23 protein-coding genes are annotated in these 23,622 nt (G+C 61.2%); 16 read left to right on the top strand and 7 right to left on the bottom strand.

Features of this window, described 5'->3' with window-relative positions; translation table 11 throughout:
- Positions 1–249 precede the first annotated feature (249 nt).
- The 13 genes from urtA to ACZZZU_RS10800 all read left to right on the top strand — a co-directional run bounded on the left by urtA (position 250) and on the right by ACZZZU_RS10800 (position 10,861).
- A complete protein-coding gene (gene urtA, locus ACZZZU_RS10860) occupies positions 250–1,485 on the top strand; it encodes an urea ABC transporter substrate-binding protein (protein WP_463550587.1) in 1,236 nt (411 codons plus the stop codon).
- Between the two features lie 184 nt (positions 1,486–1,669).
- Positions 1,670–2,587 carry an urea ABC transporter permease subunit UrtB gene (urtB, locus tag ACZZZU_RS10855; protein ID WP_162998709.1) on the top strand — a complete coding sequence of 306 codons (918 nt, stop codon included), beginning with the start codon at positions 1,670–1,672 and terminating at the stop codon, positions 2,585–2,587.
- 109 nt (positions 2,588–2,696) lie between these two features.
- Positions 2,697–3,881: an urea ABC transporter permease subunit UrtC gene (gene urtC / locus ACZZZU_RS10850; protein WP_122494673.1), complete on the top strand. Its 1,185-nt coding sequence runs from the start codon at positions 2,697–2,699 to the stop codon at positions 3,879–3,881.
- The gene (gene urtD, locus ACZZZU_RS10845) at positions 3,878–4,639 is read left to right on the top strand and encodes an urea ABC transporter ATP-binding protein UrtD (protein ID WP_463550586.1); all 762 of its coding nucleotides are present in this window, start codon (positions 3,878–3,880) and stop codon (positions 4,637–4,639) included. The genes urtC and urtD overlap by 4 nt, the downstream gene beginning before the upstream one ends.
- 159 nt (positions 4,640–4,798) lie before the next feature.
- Complete coding sequence (gene urtE, locus ACZZZU_RS10840) at positions 4,799–5,488, top strand: urea ABC transporter ATP-binding subunit UrtE (RefSeq protein ID WP_463550585.1); 690 nt, start codon at positions 4,799–4,801, stop codon at positions 5,486–5,488.
- Positions 5,489–5,724: 236 nt separating this feature from the next.
- A complete protein-coding gene (gene fmdA / locus ACZZZU_RS10835) occupies positions 5,725–6,954 on the top strand; it encodes a formamidase (protein WP_463383837.1) in 1,230 nt (409 codons plus the stop codon).
- Between the two features lie 176 nt (positions 6,955–7,130).
- The gene (locus ACZZZU_RS10830; RefSeq protein WP_122452229.1) at positions 7,131–7,478 is read left to right on the top strand and encodes an FmdB family zinc ribbon protein; all 348 of its coding nucleotides are present in this window, start codon (positions 7,131–7,133) and stop codon (positions 7,476–7,478) included.
- A gap of 195 nt (positions 7,479–7,673) precedes the next feature.
- Positions 7,674–8,537, top strand: coding sequence for an isocitrate lyase/PEP mutase family protein (locus tag ACZZZU_RS10825; RefSeq protein ID WP_122452231.1), 864 nt, complete (start codon positions 7,674–7,676; stop codon positions 8,535–8,537).
- A gap of 96 nt (positions 8,538–8,633) precedes the next feature.
- A complete protein-coding gene (locus ACZZZU_RS10820) occupies positions 8,634–8,900 on the top strand; it encodes a DksA/TraR family C4-type zinc finger protein (RefSeq protein WP_122494665.1) in 267 nt (88 codons plus the stop codon).
- A 113-nt stretch (positions 8,901–9,013) separates the two neighbouring features.
- Entirely contained in the window at positions 9,014–9,157 is a 144-nt protein-coding gene (locus tag ACZZZU_RS10815) for a hypothetical protein (protein ID WP_463550584.1), read from the top strand.
- A 116-nt stretch (positions 9,158–9,273) separates the two neighbouring features.
- On the top strand, positions 9,274–9,417 hold the full coding sequence (locus tag ACZZZU_RS10810) for a hypothetical protein (protein ID WP_463550583.1): 144 nt from the start codon (positions 9,274–9,276) through the stop codon (positions 9,415–9,417).
- 224 nt (positions 9,418–9,641) lie between these two features.
- A complete protein-coding gene (locus ACZZZU_RS10805) occupies positions 9,642–10,565 on the top strand; it encodes a DnaJ C-terminal domain-containing protein (RefSeq protein WP_463550582.1) in 924 nt (307 codons plus the stop codon).
- Between the two features lie 2 nt (positions 10,566–10,567).
- Positions 10,568–10,861 (top strand): chaperone modulator CbpM, encoded by a 294-nt coding sequence (locus tag ACZZZU_RS10800; RefSeq protein ID WP_241000575.1) that lies wholly within the window; start codon positions 10,568–10,570, stop codon positions 10,859–10,861.
- Between the two features lie 8 nt (positions 10,862–10,869).
- On the opposite strand, the gene ACZZZU_RS10795 is transcribed toward ACZZZU_RS10800, so the two are convergent.
- Positions 10,870–11,595, bottom strand: coding sequence for a TorF family putative porin (locus tag ACZZZU_RS10795; RefSeq protein ID WP_463550581.1), 726 nt, complete (start codon positions 11,593–11,595; stop codon positions 10,870–10,872).
- Between the two features lie 369 nt (positions 11,596–11,964).
- Here ACZZZU_RS10795 and ACZZZU_RS10790 point away from each other — a divergent pair, with 369 nt between their 5' ends.
- Positions 11,965–12,870, top strand: a complete 906-nt coding sequence (locus ACZZZU_RS10790) for an AEC family transporter (protein ID WP_463550580.1) — start codon at positions 11,965–11,967, stop codon at positions 12,868–12,870.
- A gap of 4 nt (positions 12,871–12,874) precedes the next feature.
- Here the strand turns inward: ACZZZU_RS10790 and ACZZZU_RS10785 are convergent, their stop codons facing one another.
- From ACZZZU_RS10785 to ACZZZU_RS10770, 4 genes are all read right to left on the bottom strand, one after another.
- On the bottom strand, positions 12,875–13,993 hold the full coding sequence (locus tag ACZZZU_RS10785) for a sensor histidine kinase (RefSeq protein ID WP_463550579.1): 1,119 nt from the start codon (positions 13,991–13,993) through the stop codon (positions 12,875–12,877).
- 87 nt (positions 13,994–14,080) lie between these two features.
- Complete coding sequence (locus tag ACZZZU_RS10780; protein ID WP_463550578.1) at positions 14,081–14,608, bottom strand: hypothetical protein; 528 nt, start codon at positions 14,606–14,608, stop codon at positions 14,081–14,083.
- 131 nt (positions 14,609–14,739) lie between these two features.
- Positions 14,740–15,624: a KPN_02809 family neutral zinc metallopeptidase gene (ypfJ, locus tag ACZZZU_RS10775; RefSeq protein WP_463550577.1), complete on the bottom strand. Its 885-nt coding sequence runs from the start codon at positions 15,622–15,624 to the stop codon at positions 14,740–14,742.
- Positions 15,625–15,697: 73 nt separating this feature from the next.
- Complete coding sequence (locus ACZZZU_RS10770; RefSeq protein WP_463550576.1) at positions 15,698–16,132, bottom strand: DUF411 domain-containing protein; 435 nt, start codon at positions 16,130–16,132, stop codon at positions 15,698–15,700.
- A 164-nt stretch (positions 16,133–16,296) separates the two neighbouring features.
- Here ACZZZU_RS10770 and ACZZZU_RS10765 point away from each other — a divergent pair, with 164 nt between their 5' ends.
- Together ACZZZU_RS10765 and ACZZZU_RS10760 are read left to right on the top strand one after the other, a co-directional pair.
- Positions 16,297–16,680, top strand: a complete 384-nt coding sequence (locus ACZZZU_RS10765) for a DUF4345 domain-containing protein (RefSeq protein WP_463550575.1) — start codon at positions 16,297–16,299, stop codon at positions 16,678–16,680.
- A gap of 150 nt (positions 16,681–16,830) precedes the next feature.
- Positions 16,831–18,216 (top strand): methyl-accepting chemotaxis protein, encoded by a 1,386-nt coding sequence (locus ACZZZU_RS10760; protein WP_463550574.1) that lies wholly within the window; start codon positions 16,831–16,833, stop codon positions 18,214–18,216.
- A 762-nt stretch (positions 18,217–18,978) separates the two neighbouring features.
- Here ACZZZU_RS10760 and mdoH read toward each other — a convergent pair.
- Together mdoH and ACZZZU_RS10750 are read right to left on the bottom strand one after the other, a co-directional pair.
- Entirely contained in the window at positions 18,979–21,522 is a 2,544-nt protein-coding gene (gene mdoH, locus ACZZZU_RS10755; RefSeq protein ID WP_463550573.1) for a glucans biosynthesis glucosyltransferase MdoH, read from the bottom strand.
- Entirely contained in the window at positions 21,515–23,224 is a 1,710-nt protein-coding gene (locus ACZZZU_RS10750) for a glucan biosynthesis protein G (protein WP_463552129.1), read from the bottom strand. Before ACZZZU_RS10750 ends, mdoH begins: the two co-directional genes overlap by 8 nt.
- Positions 23,225–23,622: the final 398 nt, after the last annotated feature.

Here is a 23,622-nt window from a genome sequence, read left to right as displayed (position 1 = left end):
TGCCCCGGCCCGTTTACGGCCTGCGCCCCCGTTAATACGCGCGCCTGCTGCGCCTGGGCTTTTGTCTGGCTGCGTGGCGTGCGGCTAGCTTGCACCAGGCCGGGGCAGGCGGCTGTACGTCAGATGACGTATGCGCTTACGTCAACCTGCGTATACCGCCGCCACGCTGCTGCGCCCCATCCTTGCTGCAACCCCAAGCCGGTACCCGAAAGGCGAGCCGGGGAGGCCAACTACCAGAGGAGCAGCATCATGGATTCACGATTGACGAGCTTTCTTCCCCGTCGGCTGGCGCTCGGTGCGGCGGCACTGTCGCTGCTGGCGGCGAGCGTGTTCAGCCAGAGCGTGCTGGCGGATGCGGCCAATACCACGGGCCTGGCGGTTACCGACACCACCGTCACCGTCGGCCAGCTGCACTCGGCCACCGGCACCATGGCCATTTCCGAAACCGGCGCCATTCAGGCCGAACGCCTGGCCATCGACCAGATCAACGCCTCGGGCGGCATTCTGGGTCGGCAGATTAAAGTGATTCAGGAAGACGGCGCCTCCGACTGGCCGACCTTCGCCGAAAAAGCCAAGAAGCTGCTGGAGAGCGACAAGGTCGCCACGGTGTTTGGCTGCTGGACCTCGGCCTCGCGCAAAGCGGTGTTGCCAATCTTCGAGAAAGACAACGGCTTGCTCTACTACCCGACGTTTTACGAAGGCCTTGAGCAGTCGAAAAACGTGATCTACACGGGCCAGGAAGCCACCCAACAAATTCTCGCCAGCCTCGACTGGATCGCCAAAGAGAAGGGCGCAAAAACCTTCTACCTGCTGGGCTCGGACTACATCTGGCCGCGCACCTCCATGAAAATCGCCCGCAAGCACATCGAAAACGTGCTCGGCGGCACCGTGGTTGGCGAGGAGTACTACCCGCTCGGCAACACCCAGTTCGGTTCGCTGACCAACAAAATCAAACTGAAAAAACCCGACGTGGTGTTCGCTGCCGTGGTCGGTGGCTCCAACGTGGCCTTCTACAAACAACTGAAAGCCGCCGGCATCACCAGCGACAAACAAACCCTGCTGACCCTGTCGGTTACCGAAGACGAAATGCTCGGTATCGGCGGCGAGAACATGAAGGGCTTCTACTCGTCGATGAAGTACTTCCAGACCCTGGATAACCCCAACAACAAGAAATTCGTTGAGGAATTCAAAGCCAAGTACGGCAAGGACTCGGTGATCGGCGACGTCACCCAGGCCGGCTACCTCGGCCCCTGGTTGTGGAAAGCCGCCGTGGAAAAAGCCGGCAGCTTTGATGTGGACAAAGTGGTCGCCGCCTCGCCTGGCATCGAACTGACCACCGCGCCCGAAGGCTACGTGAAAGTGCACGACAACCATCACCTGTGGAGCAAGGCGCGCATTGCCCAGATTCAGGCCGACGGTACGTTCAAGGTGGTGCATGAGTCGGACCTGATTGAGCCGAATCCGTTTCCTAAGGGTTATCAGTAAGGGCTGAAAGTCCCCCCTCACCCTAGCCCTCTCCCACGGGGGGAGAGGGACCGACCTGCGTTGCGTTGATGACGGCGTAACACCTGTCCGCCCCCTCGCCCCTCCGGGGAGAGGGCTGGGATGAGGGGCGGGTTTTACTCAGTCGCTTTGCGCATTCATCCCACCAACCATCAGGAGTCCACTCATGGAATGGCTTACCGACTTCGGCGCAATCGCCGTCATGCAGGGGTTCAACGGCTTGTCGGTGTTCTGTGTGCTGCTGCTGATGGCACTCGGCCTGGCAATTATTTTCGGGCAAATGGGCGTGATCAACATGGCCCATGGCGAGTTCCTCACCGTTGGCGCTTACACCACGTACGTGATCTCCACGCTCACGCTGCACTACGTACCGGCCTTGCAGCCGTACTACTTTTTCTTCGCGATCATCGCCTCGTTCTTTATCGCCGGCGCCCTCGGGTGGCTGGTGGAGTGGGCGATGATCAGCAAGCTGTACCACCGGCCGCTGGACACGCTGCTAGCCACCTGGGGCCTTTCGCTGGTGATGCAGCAAGCCTTCCGCTCGATCTTCGGCGCGCGTGAAGTGGGCGCGGAAATGCCCGAGTGGATCATGGGCTCCTGGAGCCCCACGGCAGCGGTGGATATTCCCAAGAACGGCCTGTTCGTGATGGCCCTCACCGCCGCGCTGACCGCCACCATTTTCCTCATGCTGTACCGCTCGCGCTGGGGCTTGCAGGTGCGCGCCACCATGCAAAACCGCGTGATGAGCCGTGCCGTGGGCATCAATACCAAGCGGGTCGACCGCATGACCTTTGCCCTCGGCTGCGGCGTGGCGGGCGTGGCTGGCGCCGCATTCACCACCATCGGCTCCACCGGGCCGACAGCGGGTTCGCTGTACATCGTCGACACCTTTCTCACCGTGGTCTTCGGCGGCGCTGCCAGCCTGGTGGGCACCATCGCCTCGGCATTCACCATCGCCCAGGCGCAATCGATCATGGAATTTTTCCTCTCGGGTTCGATGGCCAAGGTGCTGACGTTGTCGGCGGTGATTCTGATTTTGATGCTGCGCCCGCAAGGGCTGTTTTCAATCAAGGTTAGGAAGTGAGTTGGCTGGAGGTTCGCCAGCAAGCGGGCTACTACAGGCGAGTGCGGTCTGCTCTTCGTAGGAGCCAGCTTGCTGGCGAAGTGCACGAATACACGATAGGAAACCGCCCATGAAAAACGCATATGAAAGCCTGCTTGGTGGCAAGCAGGGGGCCATTGGCCTGTTGGTGCTGGCCACGCTGATATTGGTGGTGTTCCCGCTGCTGCTCGACACCTTCCGCCTGAACATGGTCGGCAAATACCTGACCTACGCCTTCGTCGCCGTTGGCCTGGTGTTGTGCTGGGGGTACGGCGGCATTTTGAGCCTGGGCCAGGGCATTTTCTTCGGCGTTGGCGGCTACTGCATGGCGATGTTTTTGAAGCTCGAAGCATCTGACCCCGAGAGCACCAAAATTCAATCCACACCCGGCATTCCGGACTTTATGGATTGGAACCAGATCACCGAATTGCCAATGATGTGGCAGCCGTTTCACAGCTTCAGCTTTGCGCTGTTGGCGGTGGTGGCGGTGCCCACGTTGCTGGCGCTGATCATTGGCGTGGCGATGTTCAAACGACGCGTGGGCGATGTGTATTTCTCCATCGTCACCCAGGCGATTGCGGCGATTCTTACCATCCTCATCATCGGCCAGCAGGGGCTTACTGGCGGCGTCAACGGCATCACCGATTTGAAAACCTTACTCGGTTGGGACATCCGCCCGGACAGCTCGAAAACCATTCTCTACTTCGTTAACGCCTTCCTGTTGTTGGGCTGCGTGTTGCTCGGGCGTTTCATCCTCACCTCCAAGCTCGGCCGCCTGCTCATGGCCATGCGCGACAAGGAAGAGCGCGTGCGTTTTTCCGGCTACGACGTGGCCAGTTTCAAGGTCTTCGTGTTCTGCGTGGCGGCGGCGTTTTCGGCCATTGGCGGGGCGATGTTTGCCTTGCAGGTCGGGTTCATGTCCCCGAGCTTCGTCGGCATCGTGCCGTCGATTGAAATGGTCATTTTTGCCGCGGTAGGCGGGCGCATGTCGCTGCTTGGCGCGGTGTACGGCACCTTGCTGGTGAGCTTTGGCAAAACCTATTTCTCCGAGAGCTTCCCCGAGCTGTGGCTGTACCTGATGGGCGGGCTGTTTATCGTGGTGGTCATGTACTTCCCCAACGGCATCGCCGGGTTGTGGGAAAGCCACGGGCGCAAATGGCTGTCGCGTTTTGCCCTGGGTAAAAAACTGTTTGGCGTGCCGGAAACCAAAGCCCGTGTGTTTGCCGTCAAGCCTGAACCGAAAACCGCACCGCGCGAACTGGAGACCACGCCATGAACAGCCCCGCCGGATTTCAAGCGGCCAAACCGGTATTGGCCATCGAAGGGCTGACGGTTTCGTTCGACGGTTTCAAGGCCGTGAACGACCTCAACCTGTACGTCGACCGCAATGAAGTGCACGTGGTGATCGGCCCCAACGGCGCCGGCAAAACCACGGTGCTGGACCTGATTTGCGGCAAGACCAAATCCACCGCCGGCAGCATCGAATTTGAAGGCCGCGAACTGACCAAGATGCGCGAGTACGACATTGTTCGCGCCGGCGTCGGCCGCAAGTTTCAAAACCCCTCGATCTACGAAAACCTCACCGTGTTCGAGAACCTGGAAATGTCATACCCGGCCGGGCGCAAAGTGTTCGGCGCGCTGTTTTTCAAACGCAGCACCGAAGTGATCGCGCGGGTGGAGGAGGTGGCCGGTGAAATCTTCCTCAGCGACTTCCTCGACAAGCAGGCCGACCTGCTTTCCCACGGCCAGAAGCAATGGCTGGAGATCGGCATGTTGCTGATGCAAGACCCGGCGCTGCTGATGCTCGACGAACCGGTGGCCGGCATGAGCGTGAGCGAGCGGGTGCAAACCGCCGACCTGCTCAACCGCATCAGCCAAGGGCGCTCGGTGCTGGTGATTGAGCACGACATGGAATTTGTGAAAAGCATCGCCCACCGCGTGACCGTGCTGCACCAGGGCAAGGTGCTGGCGGAAGGGAGCATGGAGGCGGTGCAGAGTAATCCGAAGGTGATTGAGGTTTATCTGGGGCATTGAGGTCGAACAGCCCCTCACCCGCCCTTCGGGCACCCTCTCCCGCAAGCGGGCGAGGGGATTGGACGGAGACCGCGTTTGAGTTCCCCTCGCCCGCTTGCGGGAGAGGGGCTGGGGGTGAGGGCCGGGTATTTCATCTATTGCGAACAAGAGGCACACCCTATGTTCACCATTTCCAACCTGGTGTCCGGCTACGGCCAGAGCCAAATCCTTCACGAGCTGAACCTTGATGTCGCGAAAAAAGAAATCGTCGCGGTCATGGGCCGCAACGGCATGGGCAAAACCACGCTGTTCAAAAGCCTGATGGGCGTGCTGCCGCAGTGGGGCGGGCAAATCTCGGTAGACGGGCACGACGTGTCGAAGCTGGAAACCCACCAGCGCGTCGAGCACGGCATCGCCTATGTGCCGCAAGGCCGAATGATTTTTTCCCACATGACCGTGCTGGAGAACATCCAGACCGGCCTGCCCGCATCAGCCAAAGGCAAGGTGCCAGACGACCTCTACGCGTTGTTCCCCGTGCTGCACGAAATGCGTTCGCGCAAAGGCGGCAACCTCTCCGGCGGCCAGCAACAACAACTGGCAATTGCCCGCGCCCTGGCCACCAACCCCAAGGTGCTGCTGCTCGACGAACCCACCGAAGGCATCCAGCCCTCGATCATCAAAGACATCGCCCACAAGCTCAAAGAAATCCGCAATCTGCGTGACCTGACCATTGTGGTGTCCGAGCAGGTGCTGAGTTTCACCATGGAAATCGCCGATCGTTTTTTGGTCATCGAAAAAGGCAAATTCGTGGTCGAGGAAACGCGCGATAACGTGGATGAGAAATCCATCAGCCGGTATTTGTCGGTGTGATTGCCTGTTCCACCAATCGCGGCTGAAGCCGCTCCCACGGGTGCGAGTACAACTGTGGGAGCGGCTTTAGCCGCGATGCTTTTCGCCCGCCCGAAAATCCGCTGTAGCCCCCGCCATTCAAGCCCTGCACGCATACGTCATCCAACGTATTTATCCATTTCCCCAGCCGAACAAGACTAGCTCCGTACCCCGGCGCTTCACTGCGCACCACCCTCACAAGGTCCAGGAGCTTTGTCATGACCGATACGCTGATCAAGGTTGACCTCAACCAGGCCGCCACCGAAAACGAGCAGATTCACAACCGCTGGCACCCGGACATTCCAATGGCCTGCTGGGTCAAGCCGGGCGACGATTTCATTCTGGAAACCTATGACTGGACCGCCGGCGCGATCAAGAACAATGACGACGCCAGCGACGTGCGCGATGTGGACCTGACCACCGTGCACTACCTCTCCGGCCCGGTGGGCGTGCACGGTGCCGAACCCGGCGATTTGCTGGTGGTTGATCTGCTCGACATCGGCGCCAAGCCGGATTCGCTGTGGGGTTTCAACGGCTTTTTCTCCAAGCAGAACGGCGGCGGTTTTCTCACTGATTATTTTCCCGAAGCGCAGAAGTCCATCTGGGATTTCAAAGGCATGTTCACCAGCTCGCGGCACATTCCGGGCGTTAACTTTGCCGGCCTGATTCACCCCGGCCTGATTGGCTGCCTGCCGGATCACAAAATGCTCGCCGAGTGGAACAAGCGCGAGCAGGAACTGATCGACACCAACCCCACCCGCGTGCCGCCGCTGGCCAACGCGCCGATGGCGCCAACCGCGCACATGGGCAAGATGAAGGGCGAAGCCCGCGACCTGGCCGCCATGACCGGCGCCCGCACCGTGCCGCCACGCGAGCACGGCGGTAACTGCGATATCAAAGACCTGTCGCGCGGCTCGAAGATTTTCTTCCCGGTGTATGTGGACGGCGCCGGGTTGTCGGTGGGCGATTTGCACTTTAGCCAGGGCGACGGCGAAATCACCTTTTGCGGCGCCATCGAAATGGCCGGCTGGGTGCACATGAAGGTCGAGCTGATCAAAGGCGGCATGGCCAAGTACGGCATCAAGAACCCAATCTTCAAACCCAGCCCCATCGTGCCGACGTACAACAATTACCTGATCTTCGAAGGCATCTCGGTAGACGACGCCGGCAAGCAGCATTACCTCGACGTCAACCTGGCCTACAAACAGGCCTGCCTGAACGCCATCAACTACCTGACCAAGTTCGGCTACTCACCGGCCCAGGGTTACTCGCTGCTCGGCTCCGCGCCGGTGCAGGGCCATATCAGCGGCGTAGTGGATATCCCCAACGCCTGCGCCACCTTGTGGCTGCCGACTGAGATTTTCGAATTCGACATCAACCCGAATGCCTCCGGCCCGACCAAGTACCTCGATGGCAGCATCGACCTACCCAAAGCGCCGGACAAATGAGTTTCGTCGCCTGGGCTGTGCCGGGGCCGGGCGGCGTTGGCATGGCCCAGGTGATGAAACCCTGATGTAGAGAACGTTGTTTTCAGGTTTGGCCAATCGCGGCTAAAGCCGCTCCTACAGAGGGTGCGGTTTGTAGGAGCGGCTTTAGCCGCGATTGGCCCTCAAGGGATAACCCAATGCCCATCTACGAATACGACTGCGCCGATTGCGGCGACTTTACGATGTTGCGTCCCATGGCGGACCGCGACGAACCGTGCCTGTGCCCGGCCTGCGGCAGCACCAGCAAACGGGTGATTCTCTCGGCGCCGTGCCTGTCGACCATGGCCGGCAGCCAGCGCCGCGCCCACGCGGCCAACGAGCGCAGCGCCCATGCGCCGCAAACGCTCGATGAGTACAAGCAAGCGCGCAAACACCCGGCCGGTTGCGGCTGCTGCAGCGCCAATAAACCCTTGGCGCCGACCAAGGCCAATCCTCACGCCATGAAAGGCAAACCGGCCGGGCGGCCGTGGATGATCAGCCATTGAAGAACCATTTATCAGGTAGTGGCGGTTTGCCGCCCCTACATGGCTGGCGGCGGCGTAAATTCGCCACCCTCAGCCAGCAACACGCCGTCGAAAGGCTCTAGAAAGGGGCCGTGGGTTAAGCTGGCAGCGGGTATGTGTCTTGCTAAGGTTAGGTAACGACTCATACCACCAATAAAAACAGCTGTTGGAACCCCTATGCCCAGAGCCTCCCACCATGCGCTGCGCGGCACCTTCCGTGCGTTGCTGTCATCCGAATTCTGCTACCACACCGCGTCGGTGTTCGACCCCATGTCCGCGCGCATTGCCGGCGACCTCGGTTTCGAAGTCGGCATTCTTGGCGGCTCGGTTGCCTCCTTGCAGGTACTGGCCGCGCCGGACTTCGCGCTGATTACCCTGAGCGAATTTGTCGAACAGGCCACCCGCATCGGTCGCGTCGCTAACCTGCCGGTGATCGCCGATGCTGACCACGGCTACGGCAACGCGCTGAACGTGATGCGTACCGTGAAGGAACTTGAGCGCGCCGGCGTCGCCGCGCTGACGCTGGAAGACACGCTGCTACCGGCGCAGTTCGGGCGCAAGTCCACCGACCTGATCCCCGTGGAAGAAGGCGTCGGCAAGATTCGCGCAGCGCTGGAAGCCCGTGTCGATGCGGCGTTGGCGATCATCGCCCGCACCAATGCCGGCGTGCTGTCGGTGGATGAAGTCATCAGCCGCACCCTGGCCTATCAAGCCGCCGGTGCCGACGGCATCTGCATGGTCGGCATCACCGACTTCGAACACCTGGAACGCATCGCCGCGCACCTCACCGTGCCGATCATGCTGGTGACCTATGGCAACCCGTCGCTACGTGACGACGCCCGTCTTGCCAGCCTGGGCGTGCGCATTGTGGTGGACGGTCATGCCGCGTATTTCGCCGCCATCAAAGCCACCTACGACTGCCTGCGCGAACAGCGCCAAGTGGTCGCCAGTGATCTCAGCGCATCGGAGCTTTCGCACAAATACACGCACCCCGAAGACTATTTGCTCTGGGCGAAAGAGTTTATGGAAGTGAAGGAATAATCCGACCGTTCATGCGGCTCCATACCGCTTGAGCTTGTAAAAAACCACCCGCGCGTCCATATCTTTCTCTAACGCAAAACGAGCGGGAGACAGATCATGGCCGGCGGTTGGGCAAGTGATGGAGCGGTACAAGAGCAGATCGACAGCAGCATCGAAGACGCCATCGCGCGTGCGCGCAGCAATCTGCCCAAGGGCGAAAGCCTGAAACACTGCGAAGAATGCGACGCCGCCATCCCCGAGGCGCGGCGCCAAGCCATCCCCGGCGTGCGCCTGTGCGTCGCCTGCCAGGCTGAACACGACAAAGCGAACTCGGCCAGCGCCGGGTATAACCGTCGCGGCAGCAAAGACAGCCAGCTTCGCTAGAAAAAACTACTGATCAGGCAATTGCCGCCGCTTTCCCGCCGAATGTAAAAACGTAGCGAGCGCAGGGAAAGCAAGGCGAAAGGTGGTGAAAAAAGCGGAGTTGGCTATAGCCAATGAGCATTTTTGAATCCACCTTTCAACGCCGCTTAGCCGTGCGCCGCTTTGCCGCTGACTTTAAAAACGTAGCGAGCGAAGGGAAAGCAAGGCGAACGGTGGTGAAAAAAGCGGAGTTGGCTGTAGCCAATGAGCATTTTTGAATCCACCTTTCAACGCCGCTTAACCGAGCGCCGCTTTGCCGCTGACTTTAAAAACGTAGCGAGCGCAGGGAAAGCAAGGCGAAAGGTGGTGAAAAAAGCGGAGTTGGCTGTAGCCAATGAGCATTTTTGAATCCACCTTTCAACGCCGCTTAGCCGTGCGCCGCTTTGCCGCTGACTTTAAAAACGTAGCGAGCGAAGGGAAAGCAAGGCGAAAGGTGGTGAAAAAAGCGGAGTTGGCTGTAGCCAATGAGCATTTTTGAATCCACCTTTCAACGCCGCTTAACCGAGCGCAGTAGGTTTCGCTCGGGTGCAGGCGACTGCCGTTGCCGATCGCCGCTTTCCCGCCGAATTTAAAAACGTAGCGAGCGAAGGGAAAGCAAGGCGAAAGGTGGTGAAAAAAGCGGAGTTGGCTATAGCCAATGAGCATTTTTGAATCCACCTTTCAACGCCGCTTAACCGAGCGCAGTAGTTTTTAGGAGTGACGATGGACTTTAAGGACTACTACAAAATTCTGGGCGTCGAGCCCACGGCAGACGAGAAGGCGATCAAAGCCGCCTACCGCAAGCTCGCGCGCAAATACCACCCTGACGTGAGTAAGGAAAAGGATGCGGAAGTCCACTTCAAAGAAGTGGCCGAGGCCTATGACGTGCTCAAGGATGCCGACAAACGCGCCGAGTTCGATGACCTGCGCAAGTACGGCCAGCATGGCCGCCCGTTCGAGCACCCGCGCGGTCGGCAGCCGGGTGCCGGTGCGTTTACCGATGCCTACGGTGGCGATTATTCCGACTTTTTCGAGTCGATCTTTCGCCGTGGCGGTGGCGCCGAGCAGGCGCGCAACCGTGCTCGCAAAGGCCAGGATGTGGAAATGGATCTGCCGGTGTTTCTTGAAGAAACGCTGACCGGCGAGGCGAAGAAAATTTCCTTCCAGCTCCCCGCCGCCATGGGCCAGGCGGCGCAGAGCAAAAGCCTCAACGTGAAGATTCCCTTCGGCGTTACCGACGGCGAGCGCATTCGCCTGAAAGGGCAGGGTGGGCCCGGCAGTGCCGGCGGGCAGCCGGGCGATCTGTACCTGAACGTGCGCTTCGCGCCCCATCCCTTGTTTGATGTGCAGGGCAGCGACTTGGTGCTCACCGTACCGTTGGCGCCATGGGAGGCCGCGCTTGGCACCAAGGTCGAGGCGCCGACGCTAAACGGCCGCATCACCCTGACCATTCCGGCCAACAGCCAGAGCGGCCAGCGCCTGCGCATTAAAGGCCGAGGCCTGGGCACCAAAGCCGGAGAGCGCGGCGATTTGTATGCGCAGCTCAAAGTTGTGATGCCAAAAACCACCAGCGACGATGCGCGCAAGCTCTGGGAGAAACTGGCGCAGAAAGTCGACTTCGATCCCCGCAGCGAATGGAGCAAATGAGCATGAGCGACCCATTAGGCATGCAAGAAATTTGTCAGACCGTGGCTATTCCCACCTCACTGCTGATGGAAATCGTCGAGCACGGCATCATCGATCCGGCCGGGCGCGGCCCGGACAACTGGCAATTCGATCAGCACGCGCTGATCACCTGCCGCCGCGCCGCACGGCTACAGCGCGAATTGGAGATGGAATGGTCGGGCATTGCCCTGGCCTTGCAGCTGCTCGACGACCTCGAGCAGGTGCGCCGGGAAAACCGTCAGCTGAAAAGCCAGCTAGGCCGTTTTCTCAGCGAGTAGCGGCGCCGTCAGAACAGCGACCGCTCTGCCTTGAACATGAAGTAATCCTCGCAATAGCCGTTGTGCCCCGAATACGCCACGCACTGCGGCCCGCTCAAGGTTGAACCGCTGTACGACAGGTTCAAATCAATGCCCGCCCACGGGCGCGACAGGTTCAGCGACCAATCGTTGAACACCCGCACCAACCCGCCATCGCCGTAGGTCACCGCGTCGTCCAACGTGTGGTTGGCGTACTTCATCGACAGGTTCATCGCCAACGGCGGATTCAGCGCCAAGTCCATTAACAGCGTACTGTCGGCGCGCCCCGGTGCCTGGCTGAAGGCCGCGCCGAAGCGGCTGTCGAGCAGGGTCAGGCCGGCGTAATACTCGTTGCTGTCATTGGCGCTGAAGCCGGGATGGCTGTAGCGGATCAAGCCCATTTCATAGCCGAAGCGGTTGTTGAACGGGCGCTTGAAGCCGCTGTAGGAATCGAGCTCCAGCTGGCTGTCACGGGCGATGCCCATGCTGGGCGACCATTGGCCCAGGTACCAGCCGCTTTCGTGAGTCAGGTCGAGGCCGCCCTGAAAGGTGCCGTTTTGCGCCGGCTGCACCAGGCCCTGCGCCATGCTGCGAGTAGGGGTGGTGCCGAGTTGCAGATCGTATGCGCCCAGTTCGCGTTCCAGCACCTGGCCGTGGGCAGCGGTGCAGGCAACCAGTGTGGCGGCCAGCACTGTGGCCTTTAAAGACGTGATCATTGTTCACTCCAGATGTTGATCAAGGAGTGGCTTGCACGCTGGCAGGGGCGCTCAGCCTGTAACGGCAGCGGTTGGCGCGCTGGCGTTACCCGTGTGTTGTTGCCTGCGGTGGGCTCTCTGTGGAGCTTTTATGACGCGAAGCCGCAGGCTAGAGCGGTCCGAGGTTACCGCCATCGGCGGAGGATGGACGGCCATTCGTCGATAGGGCGGGAAAAATCGACGGGCTGTCAGAAAGGCCACTATTTCAGCGCAAAGGCGCTGGCTAGACGCTACCAAGACGCTAGTAGGGGTTGTATCGGCCCAAACGCCCCGGCAGGATGCTTGCCACCCTAACGATCTCGCCTTCTTCCTTTGTCGTCTGGAGCGGTCATGTTTTCCCAGATTCTCTCAACCCTGATGCCGGTGTTCTTGATCACCGGCTGCGGCGCGCTGTACGGCCATTTGCGCAAGCCCGACATGCGCGGCCTGAACACCCTGAACATGGAATTGCTGGTGCCGCTGCTGGTATTCGCCGTGCTGGCCGACAGCAAGGCGGCGCTGCAGGACTACGCCAGTTTGGCGCTCGCCGGGGCGGGGATTGTGTTGGGCTCGGGGCTGGTGCTGTGGCCGTTTGCGCGCTGGCTGAAGCTGGACCTGCGCACCTTTCTACCGCCGATGATGTTCAGCAACACCGGCAACATGGGCTTGCCACTGATGGCCCTGGCATTCGGCGAGAACGCGCTGCCGGCAGCCGTGGTGCTGTTTATCGTGGAAATGCTGCTGCACTTCACCGTCGGCCTGCGCATGCTCGACCCCGCCACGCCGCTGTGGCGCCTGTACCGGATTCCCGTGGTGCTGGCGACCATCGCTGGTTTGGCCATCAACCTGAGCGGTCTGCACCTGCCGCACTGGCTGCTGGAATCGGCCACCATGCTGGGCACCACCAGCGTTCCGCTGATGCTCTTCGCCCTTGGCGTTCGCATGCTAGACGTGGACTTCAGTGCCTGGAAAATCGGCCTGCTCGGCGCGATTGCCTGCCCTGCGAGTGGCTTGATTCTCGCCTGGCCACTTATCCAACTGCTCGACCTGCAAGGCCTGCAACTGGCCTGCCTGTGGGTGTTCGCTGCGCTGCCGCCAGCGGTACTCAACTACATGCTCGCCGAGCAATACCACCGCCACCCGCACAAAGTGGCGTCGATGGTATTGATCGGTAATCTGGGAAGTGCGGCGGTTATGCCCGTGGTGTTGGGCCTGCTGTTTTCCGCCGGCTATGGCGCGCCGGTGATGGCGCCGTAAGCGCTCAACGCTTGGGTAACATCACCGTGAATGTGGTGCCGTCTTCGTGGTTGGAGCTCACGTTGACGGTGCCGCCGTGGGCGAGCACCACTTCGTTGACGATGAACAAGCCCAGACCCAGGCTGGTTTCGCCGGCGCGGTCGCTGGTGCTGCGCACGAGCGGGAAGAAGATGGTGGAGATGGCGCTTTCCAGAATGGGCTCGCCCTGGTTGTGCACCACCAGGGTCACGCTGTCGGTTTCACCGAGCAGGCGCACGGTGATCGGCAGATTGCTGGCGCCGTGTTGCAGGGCGTTGCCGATCAGGTTTTGCAGCAGCTGTTCAATCCGGCCCTGATCCCACTCGCCCTCAGTGTCGCCGCTCATTTCAAAGCGCAGATCGCTCAGCGGCTGGCCGGCGCTGGCTTCGTCGATAGCGGCCTGGCACAACAGGCTCATGTCGACGGGCGAGCGCACGATGGGCAGGCTGTTGCCCAGTCGGCTGCGCACGAATTCCAACAGGTCGTTAACCATGCCGCTCATGTGCCGGGTGCTGTTGCGGATGCGCTGCACATGGCTGCGGGCTTTGTCGTCCAGGCCCTGCTTGCTGGCCAGCAATTCGCTGGACATGCTCACCGCCTGCAACGGCGCGCGCAGGTCGTGGCCAAGAATGGCCAGGAAAATATCGCGGGAGTGATTGACCTGCTCGGCGTAGGCGGCCGTGGATTCGGCCAGCGCTTCGTCGATGGCTTCGTTAAAGCGGATCAGGTCGCGCATGTGCACCAGTTCCATCTGCACCAGGCTGTCGGTCCACAAACGGATAACACTGGCGCGCAGATGGCGGAATTCGGACGTCATTTGCACCAGGTCAAACCCCACCTGATGCCGCAGTTCGCCGTGGCTGGCGGCCGCTACGTCAAGGCTCGGGGTTTTGTCCGGCCCTTCGCCCATGGCTTTGGCCGCGCTTTCCATGCGCGTTTGCGCGGTGTTCATGTCGCGCGCGGCGGCCAGCAAAATGGCCTTGGCATGGTCGCGCAGTTCGACCTTATTCATGCTGTCGGCAGCGGGACGAATGGTCATGGCAAAGGCCTCCCATTCATCGACGATGCGGTCAACGGTGGCGACGATAAACTCGGCAAGACGCATGGCTTGAACACCCCGGACAGCTACGACGATCAGGCATATTAGCTGCTTTCGTTGCGCTTGCTAGCGGCGTTTTGCTGGCGTCGGTTTTCAGGGTTTTACCTCGACCAGTCGGTCATTTTCCAAGCGCAAGGTGATCACCACCGGCAGGCTTGGAAAATTGGGTGGATCGTCTTCGGTGTTGGCCATGGCGGGGATGTTAAACGTGACGGCGCCGCTGGTTTCGTCGCGACTGGCGGTAGCCTTGAGGGCATCAATCGAGCGGCGCATGTCACCGCCGATTTGCATCACATCAATCAAGCGGTAATGCGGGTCGCCGGCCTCGTTGGCATCGGGCTCGAACACCGCCAGGTACTGGTTGTAGCTGTTGCCCATGGAAAAGCCTTCCACGGTGAACACGGCCAGCGTCAGGTAATTGTGGCTGCCCAGGTCAAGGTCTTGCGCCAGGGTTGCTTCGGGGTAGCCGGTGGCGAAACTGTCGCTGAGTGCGGCCACCAAGTGTTCGACCTGGATGGTCAGCGCTTTGGGTGGCGCTTCGGGTGTTGTTTCGGCTTCACCGTCGGCATGGGCCAGCACACAGAACAAGGCCAGAGCGGCCGGCAGCAGAGCGATTTTCATACCTGAATATCCGCGAGAACAGGGGTGGCGGATGGTAGAACATCGCGGCTGAAGCCGCTCCCACAGGTTGTGCGATTTCTGTAGGAGCGGCTTTAGCCGCGAGATGTTGATCTGCTGCTTCTGATCAACGCTTACAGCGTCGTCGCTTTAAACGTATCGCACCCACTCACCTTGCCGCCTTCATAGCCCGCCTTAAACCAACGCACGCGCTGCTGCGACGTGCCGTGGGTGAAGGAGTCCGGCACCACGCGACCACGCGACTGTTGCTGCAAACGATCGTCGCCGATGGCGTTGGCGGCGTTTAACGCCTCTTCCAAGTCGCCCGGCTCCAGCCAGTTCAAGCGTTGCTGTGCATGAAACGCCCACACCCCGGCCAGGCAGTCGGCTTGCAGCTCCTGGCGCACCAGCAGACCGTTGGCACCTTCCATCTTGGCGCCGCTCTGCCGTGCGCTGTCGACCTTGGCCGACACACCCAACAGTGTTTGTACGTGGTGGCCGACCTCGTGAGCGATCACGTAAGCCTGCGCGAAATCGCCAGCGGCGGAGAAGCGTTGAGCCATTTCTTTGAAGAAGTCGAGGTCGAGATAGACCTGATGGTCGCCTGGGCAATAAAACGGCCCGGTGGCTGAGTCGGCGAAGCCGCAGGCGGAATTCACGCCGCCGCGAAACAGCACCAGGGTGGGGTCCTGATACTGCTTGCCGGCTTGTTGGAAAATGGCGCGCCAGGTGTCTTCGGTGTCGCCGAGTACGGAGCGCACGAACTCGGCTTGTTCGTCGTTGGCCGGCGGCGCGTGGCCTTCGGTTTGGCTGGGGGCGGTGGAGACGCCAGCCTGGTTGGCCAGTTGCCCGAGAATTTGCATCGGGTCTTGGCCGGTAACCAGCCCAAACACCACGATGATCGCCACGGCACCGAGGCTCAGTCCTTTGCCGCCGCCGATGCGCATACCGCCGCCACCACCGCCGCTGTCGCGGGCATCCACTACGTTGTCGCTGCGTCGGCCTTTCTTCCAGAGCATGGTGTTTCTCCTTTGTGTGGCGCTTGAGTGTTGCCAGTTAAAGGTGCTCGCGCCAGGCCGACGGTCTGTTACATCACTTGCCGTCGTAGTGGGTCAGCACCTGCTCGGCGCCATTACTCTGCACACCGATCACATCATAGGCATCACGAACGTCGCCATGTTCCATCCCTGGTGATCCCATTGGCATACCGGGCGCTGCGGCGCCGATCAAATCGGCGCGAGCACGCAGTTTGAGGATGTCACTGGCGGGTACATGGCCTTCGACAAATTTGCCGTCGATCACGCCGGTGTGACAGCTGCCGAGCTTGTGGGGAACGCCGAGGCGGGTTTTCACCGCGCTCATGTCGGTTTCCACATGGTCGTTCACTTTGAAGCCGTTGGTTTCCAAATGGCTGATCCAGGCTTTGCAGCAACCGCAATTGGCGTCGCGGTGAACATCAATGGCGATGGGCTCGGCGGCCTGCAGGGTGCCGGCGAACAAAAGAGAAGCGAGAGCAAAACGGCGCATGACGGTGACTCCACGGTTAAAAGTGCCATGCAGCATAGCCGCTGGTCATGTGGGGCCTAAGTGGGTCGCTGTTTATAGATATGTCAGAAGGACAGCAAGGCGCCTACGTTTCCTTCCGGCAGAACGACTATCCTGCAGCCTTTCCCAAACGCTGGAGCGTTCCGATGCTGTTTGCCCGTGTGTTTCTGCTGCTTCAGGCTCTGGTGTTGGGCGGCTTTGGCGTGGCGTATTTCGTGTACCCGCAAGAGATGGCCAATCTCACCGGCATGCTGCTGATGCAAACCGCGGCGGTGGTGGATGTGCGCGCCTACTACGGCGCCTTGCAGCTGGGGCTTGGGGTATTTCTGTTGTCCGCCGCCTTTCGCCCGGCTTACTGGCGCCCGGCGCTGAGCCTGCTGACGCTGCTGTTCGCCGCGCTTGCACTGGGCCGCATCGCCGGTTTGTACCTCGACGGCCTGATTGGCCAGACTTTCAACTTCTACGCCCTGGGTTATGAAGCGGCGTCGGCGCTGTTGGCCTATGTCGGTTTCCGGCGCCTGCCGGCGTAACCGTTCGCACCAAAACGAGCCCCGTTTTCAGCGTTAGTTTTAAAACGGAGCAGGCGCAAGGCCCGTGCTTGAGCGTAAGCGAAAGAATTCGGCGTTAACGTAGTGGCACTGTGCTTGCACGACCCTGTGTCTAACAGGGAGAACACAACTATGTTGCTACTGCGCACCAAAGCCCGTCGAGCCGAAGACGACGGCGCCTTGAGCTTGCTGGTGGACCACCTTGACCTGACCAGTCAGTTGTCCACCGTGCAGCCCATCAATACTCGCCTCAACCACTTCGCCCAGACCCTGCATAAACGCTTGGGCGACAGCCTCGCCGCGTCTGTCGATATTGCCGCCCACGCCCCGGAACTGGCGCGCATCGCCAGCGAAACCGAAGCCAGCGGCCAGCGCCTGGCGCAAGCCTCGGAGCTGATCGCCAGCGCCAGCGAAGAAGTCAGCACCACCCTGGACAGCGAGCTGGTGCCGGGTGCCGCGCACGTGGCGAAGCTGGCGGCCGACGTGTCGGCAACCTTGCGCAGCTGCCAGCAAACCGGCGACGCCGTGCTGCGCCAAGTGGATGCGATCGACGCCAGCGAAGCGCAGCTCGAAGGCGTGATCGGCCAACTGGTCGGGCAACTGGAAGAAGTCAGCCAAGTGCTCGGCGTGATCGCCAGCATTTCCCAACAAACCAACCTGTTGGCCCTGAACGCCGCCATCGAAGCCGCGCGCGCTGGTGAGCATGGTCGAGGTTTTGCCGTGGTCGCCGATGAAGTGCGGCGCCTGGCCGGCCACACCACCGAGGCCACCGGCAAAGTCAGCCAGATTCTCGAACGCTTTCGCGACGGCATGGCCCAGCTCGGCACCGCCGGCCAGCACATGCACAGCGCCGTTGCCGATGGCCGCGACGGCATGACCCGCATGGGCGAGGACCTGCGCAACACCCGCGCGGCCATGGACCAGCTCGACCAGCGCGTCGGCCATATTGCCGCCGGCACCGAACAGATCGGCATCGCGGTGCACGCCATCAATGGCGACGTGCAAAACATCGCCGGGGTGGCGGCCGAGCTGCTCAGCAAAGCCGGCCAGGTGTCCACCCACAGCCAAGCCGTGCGCCGCAGCGGTGACCAACTGCTTGATGGCCTCGGTGCGTTTCGCTTGCAGATTCACAAAGACGTGCAAGCCAGTGTCGAGCGCCTGGCCATGGAGGCCTCGCTGCACGGCGACGTCGCTCGCGCTGAAGACTTTCTGCGCGACACATTGAGGCGAGATCCGCGCTTTGAATTGTTCTACCTGGTCGGCAGCGACGGCACTCAACTGAGCGAAAACGTCTTCGCCCAAGGGCTGGACAAAGGCGATAGCTGCAAGGGGCGCAACTGGGCGCAACGGCCGTGGTTCCGGGCAGTGGCCGAACAACTGAGCAGCCACATCACCCCCGTGTACCGCTCCAGCGCCACCGACGCGTATTGCTTCACCGTGTCGGTGCCGGTGTTTACTGCCAGCGGGCAATTGCAGCGGGTATTGGGGGCGGATGTGCGGTTGTCGGCGTTGGTGTAGGGGAGGGCGGACTGCCGCCCGCGCAAGGATGACGGAGGTTTTTCTTGAGGCCTGCGCAAGTCGATGCACAAACCCCCGTCATCCTCGCGCAGGCGGCGGTCCGACGATTCGGGATCCAGAGTTTTGAGTCGTACGAAAAACGCCGACACATCCAATATTCTGGATCCCCGCCTGCGCGGGGATGACGGAAGTTTTTCTTGAGACCTCCGTATTGATGCACAAACTCCCGTCATCCTCGCGCAGACGATGGTCCGACGATTCGGGATCCAGAGTTTTGAGTCGTACGAAAACCGGCGACACATCCGAGATTCTGGATCCCCGCATACGCGAGGATGACGGAGGTTTTTCTTGAGATCTCCGCAAGTCGATGCACAAACCCACCGTCATCCCCGCGCAGGCGGGGATCCAGAGTTTTAAGTCGTACAAAAACCTCAGACACATCCGACATTCTTCGCGAGGATGGCGGAGGTTTCTGTTGAGCCCTCCGCCTTCGCGAGGATGACGGAGGTTTTTCTCAAGACATCCGCAAGTTGATGCACAAACCCACCGTCATCCCCGCGCAGGCGGGGATCCGACGATTCGGGATCCAGACTTTTGAGCCGTACGAAAACCGCCGTTCCATCCAACATTCTGGATCCCCGCATACGCGAGGATGACGGAGGTTTTCTTGAAACCTCCGCAAGTCGATGCACATACCCCCGTCATCCTCGCGCACGCGGGGATCCAGGCTCGTTCAGGCGATAAAGCACTCGGAATATTGGATCACGCCAACACCACGTTCCCCACCGCCGGCAGCGGCAACAACGGTGCATGCGGATCCTTGGCAATCGTCTCCCGCCAACTCTCAATCCACTCGCCCGGCTGGTCTTCCCAAACGGCAGCATGCAGCCGCGCCAAGGCCACCGGGTCGCTCAGCAAAGCCATGCGCGCCGTGCCGTCCAGCTGTTTCGGTCCAACCTTGAGGGCATGGCGCACCTGCTCCGTGCGCTGCCATTGCAGCGGTTCGGCCTGGCGATGGCGGGCGGTGGCCAGCGCGTAGGCGAGGGCGTTTTGTTTTGGGTCGACCACAGCGTGCACGAAGCCGTTGTGCAGCGCGTGCCAGTTGTTTTCGTGGTTGTACTCATCGGTGGCCACCAGCTCGCGCGGTGGCTGGTATTCCTCGGGAATCAGGAACAGTTGCTCGTCTTTGGCCTTTAAGCCCAAGCCCACGCGACTGGACAACACTGACAGCGGAATCGACAGCATCAGCGACCCCACAATCGGCGCCAGCCACCACAGAAAGCTCGGGTTCAGCCACGCCACCAACGCCGTCCACACCACGCCGAGCGCGGTTTGCGGGCCATGGCGCAGCGCCGCTTCGCGCCAGGTGGTGGAACCGTCGTCACGGCTTGGCGAATGCCACACGGCTTCCCATCCGAGAAACGCCGCCAGCACAAAACGCGTGTGAAACAGCATGCGCACGGGCGCCAGCAGGATGGAAAAGAGCATCTCCAACAGCATCGACATGGTCACCCGCAGCCGACCGCCGTAGGCTTTGGCGCCCTTGGCCCAGACCAGCACCACGCTCAGCAACTTGGGCAAAAACAGCAGCACCACGGTGGTGGAAAACAGTGCGATGGCTTTTTCCGGATGCCATTGCGGCCACAGCGGATACAGTTGGCGCGGCTCCATAAAGTACTGCGGTTCCATCAGCGTATTGGTCGCCAGCAGCGCGGTGGACAGCAGCAAGAAGAAGAACCACAACGGCGCCGACAGGTACGACATCACGCCGGTTAGAAACACCGCGCGGTGCACCGGGTGCATGCCCTTGACCATAAACAGGCGGAAGTTCATCAGGTTGCCGTGGCACCAGCGCCGATCACGCTTGAGCTCATCGAGCAGGTTGGGCGGCAGCTCTTCGTAACTGCCCGGCAAGTCATAGGCGATCCACACTCCCCATCCGGCGCGGCGCATCAGCGCGGCTTCGACGAAGTCGTGGGACAGAATCGCCCCCGCAAACGCACCCTTGCCCGGCAGCGGCGCCAAGGCGCAGTGCTCGATAAAGGGCTTCATGCGGATGATCGCGTTATGGCCCCAGTAGTGCGATTCGCCGAGCTGCCAGAAGTGCAGGCCCGCGGTGAAAAGCGGCCCGTACACACGGGTGGCGAACTGTTGAATGCGCGCATACAAACTGTTCATGCCCGACGCGCGCGGGGCGGTCTGGATGATGCCGGCGTCTGGTGTGGCTTCCATCAAACGCACCAGGCTGGTCAGGCATTCGCCGCTCATCACGCTGTCGGCATCAAGCACCACCATGTAGCGGTAGTCGCTGCCCCAGCGGCGGCAGAAGTCGTCGAGGTTGCCGCTTTTGCGTTTTACCCGGCGGCGACGACGGCGGTAGAAGATGCGTCCGAATCCTTGGGTTTCGCGGCACAGGTCGAGCCAGGCCTGTTGTTCGGCCACGGCGATGTCGGCGTCGTTACTGTCGCTGAGCACGAAGAAGTCGAAGTGCGCCAAATCGCCCGTGGCGGCCACCGACTCATATGTAGCCCGCAGCCCGGCAAATACTCGCGCCACGTCTTCGTTACAAATCGGCATGACGATGGCCGTGCGCGCCTCGGCAGGTATCGGTTCGTTGCCGGCGCTGGCGCCGGAAATGCGGTACTTGTCGCGCCCGGTGAGCAATTCCAGAAAGCCCATGAGCGCGGTCCAGAACCCGGCCGACACCCAACAGAACAAAATGCCGAACAGCAGCAAAATGCTGCCCTGCAAAAAATACGGCAGCACCTGGGTGACCGTTTGCAGAATGGTTTGCTGGCGCACTTCGTCCCATTCAAAAAACGCCCAGCCCTGGTACGGCATGATGCCTTTCATGTACCAACCGGCGACGAGCGTTTGCCCCAGCATCAGCACCAGCAAAATGTAGCGGCGAATGGAGCCGACATGCCGCCAGCGCGCCGACGGCAGCTCGCGCTTGGGTGCGCGCGGCGGATTTTCCCGACCGCGAAACGTGCGCCAGGCGCGCACCAGCACATTGGTGCGCCAGGGCTCGGGAATCACCCGCGTGCGTTTGATCGGCGGCGTCGCCTTCAGGCGCACGCGGCCTTCGGCATCGGCGTCGAGCAGTTGCGTATCGGTGCTGAGCAAGGTCAGCCGCTGCGCCACGGAGGCATGCACCGCCGCCTCGTTATTCTCGACAGGCTGCGCGGCGAGGCGCTGATGCACGTCCTGCAGCGAGGCACTGTCGCTGAGCGAGGCGCGTTGCGCTTCGCTCAGCGGCAGGTGCGCCAGGTACTCGCGCACGGTTTGGGCGGCTGGCTTATTCATCGGCGGGCAACTGGTTGCTCCAGGTTTCCGTCAGCACTTGCACGGCTGGCGGGGCGGGCGGCACGTCGTTCGCAGGCGCGGCAGGTGCCGGTGCGGCAGCAGGTGCCGGTGCGGCGGCGCTCCCATCGCCTGGCGCAGGCGCAGGGGCGGTGGCCGCAGTGGCGGGTGCTGCTGGAGCTGCTGCTGGTGCCGCTGGCGCATGGTCTTCATCCACCGCCGCCGGCTCCTCAACAGGCAGATCGCGCACCAAGGCCGCGCGCATTTCCACCGGCTTGTTTGGGTCGACCACTTTGAAGCGCAGCGTCAGGCGCCAGCCCTTGGTTTCAGGGTTATAGCGCACGTTGTTTTCCATCAGCTTGGCGTTGTCGTCCAGGCTGATCTGGCTGCGCACCGGCGCGTCTTCCAGCAGGGCTTTGAGGGCCGGGCCTTCGAAGTCGACCAAAAAGGCGATGCTGCCGTCAGGCTCGCGAATCAGGTTCGACTGCTTCACGTCGCCCGTGGAACGCAGCGTTTGTTTAACCGAGGCCAACTCCTGTGAGCCCAGCGCTTTTTCATCGCTGCTCCAGTGCAAGCGGTAGCTGAAGTCAATCGGCTGGCCGGCCTCAGGCAGCGACTCGGGTTTCCAGAACGCCACGATGTTGTCGTTGGTTTCATCGGCGGTGGGAATTTCCACCAGGTTGACGGTGCCCTTGCCCCAATCACCCTGCGGCTCAATCCACGCGCTCGGGCGCTGGTCGTAGCGGTCGTCGAGGTCTTCGTAATGGGAGAAGTCGCGACCGCGTTGCAGCAGGCCGAAGCCTTTCGGGTTTTCCACGGCAAAGCTGCTCACGCCCAAGTGCTTGGGATTGTTCAGCGGGCGCCAGATCCACTCATCGTTGCCGGTGTGAATAGATAGGCCGTTGGAGTCATGCAACTCGCGGCGGTAGTTCAGGGTTTTCGGCGGCTGATTGGCGCCGAACAAGTACATGCTCGTCAGCGGTGCAACGCCCAACTGCGCCACGTTTTCGCGCAGGTACATACGGGTTTTCACATCCACCACCGAGTCGGTGCCCGGGCGCAGCACCATGCGATAAGCGCCGGTAGCGCGCGGCGAATCCAGCAGGGCGTAAATCACCAATTGCTTCTCGCCGGCCTTGGGCCGCTCAATCCAGAATTCCGTGAAATGGGGGAATTCTTCGCCCGAGGGCAACGCCGTATCAATCGCCATTCCGCGCGCCGACAAACCATACGTCTGGTCTTTGCCGATCACGCGGAAATAGCTGGCACCGAGCAGGGTCATGATCTCGTCCTGCTTGTCGGCCTTGTTGATCGGGTACAGCACACGAAAGCCGGCGTAACCCAACTGTTCGGTGGCCTTGGCGTCGAACTTGAGGTCGCCGAAATCGAACCGGCTGGGGTCGTACTTGATTTCGCTCACCGTGGTGGCGGTGACTTCGTTGATCTTCACCGGCGTATTGAAGTGCATGCCCTGGTGATAGAACGACAACTTGAACGGCGTTTTCAGGTCTTGCCACTCGGCTTTTTCGGGGCGAAAGCGGATCTTCTGGTAATCCGCAAACTTCATCTCACTGAACTCGGCCGGCAGGTTGCTTTTGGGCACCACATACTTTTGCGCCGCCAGGTCTTTAGCTTTCTGCGCCACGTCGTCCAGGCTGAACGCCCAGAGCTGTCCGGCAGCCATTAACGACACCAGCGCCGCCATGGTGGTGAGGGAATGGCGCAGTCGTTTGCGCTTACCGGTTGCTGCGTTTGGGGTGCTGAAGGTCACTGAGGGCTCCTCGCTGTAATCGGGTTGCCAACGAAATTGCTAAGCGAGCTAAGCGAGTTGGCGGGACAAAGTTCCGACTGCAATTGGCTTCAATGATTCCGCGGCGAAGCGTCAAGCACGGCCTGACCAGGCTGGCGGGGGCTGTGCCCGCGTTGTCCGCCCCCCAGCGAAGCGCCACAACGGCGGGCGCTGGCGAGCGTCGAGCGGCGCTTGGCCAGTACCGGCTTTTTGCCGATGAAAGGTGCGCAAGCGATGCTATTTGTCGCAACGTATGGCCTTTCGCCGGCTCGCGCTTTACCTCGTGCTCGGCGCTGGTTCTAATGCGCGCCCGA

This window comes from Pseudomonas sp. AC136 (assembly GCF_979258585.1).
The sequence above is the reverse complement of the archived record's forward strand: the minus strand, read 5'-3'. Positions and strand labels throughout refer to the sequence as shown.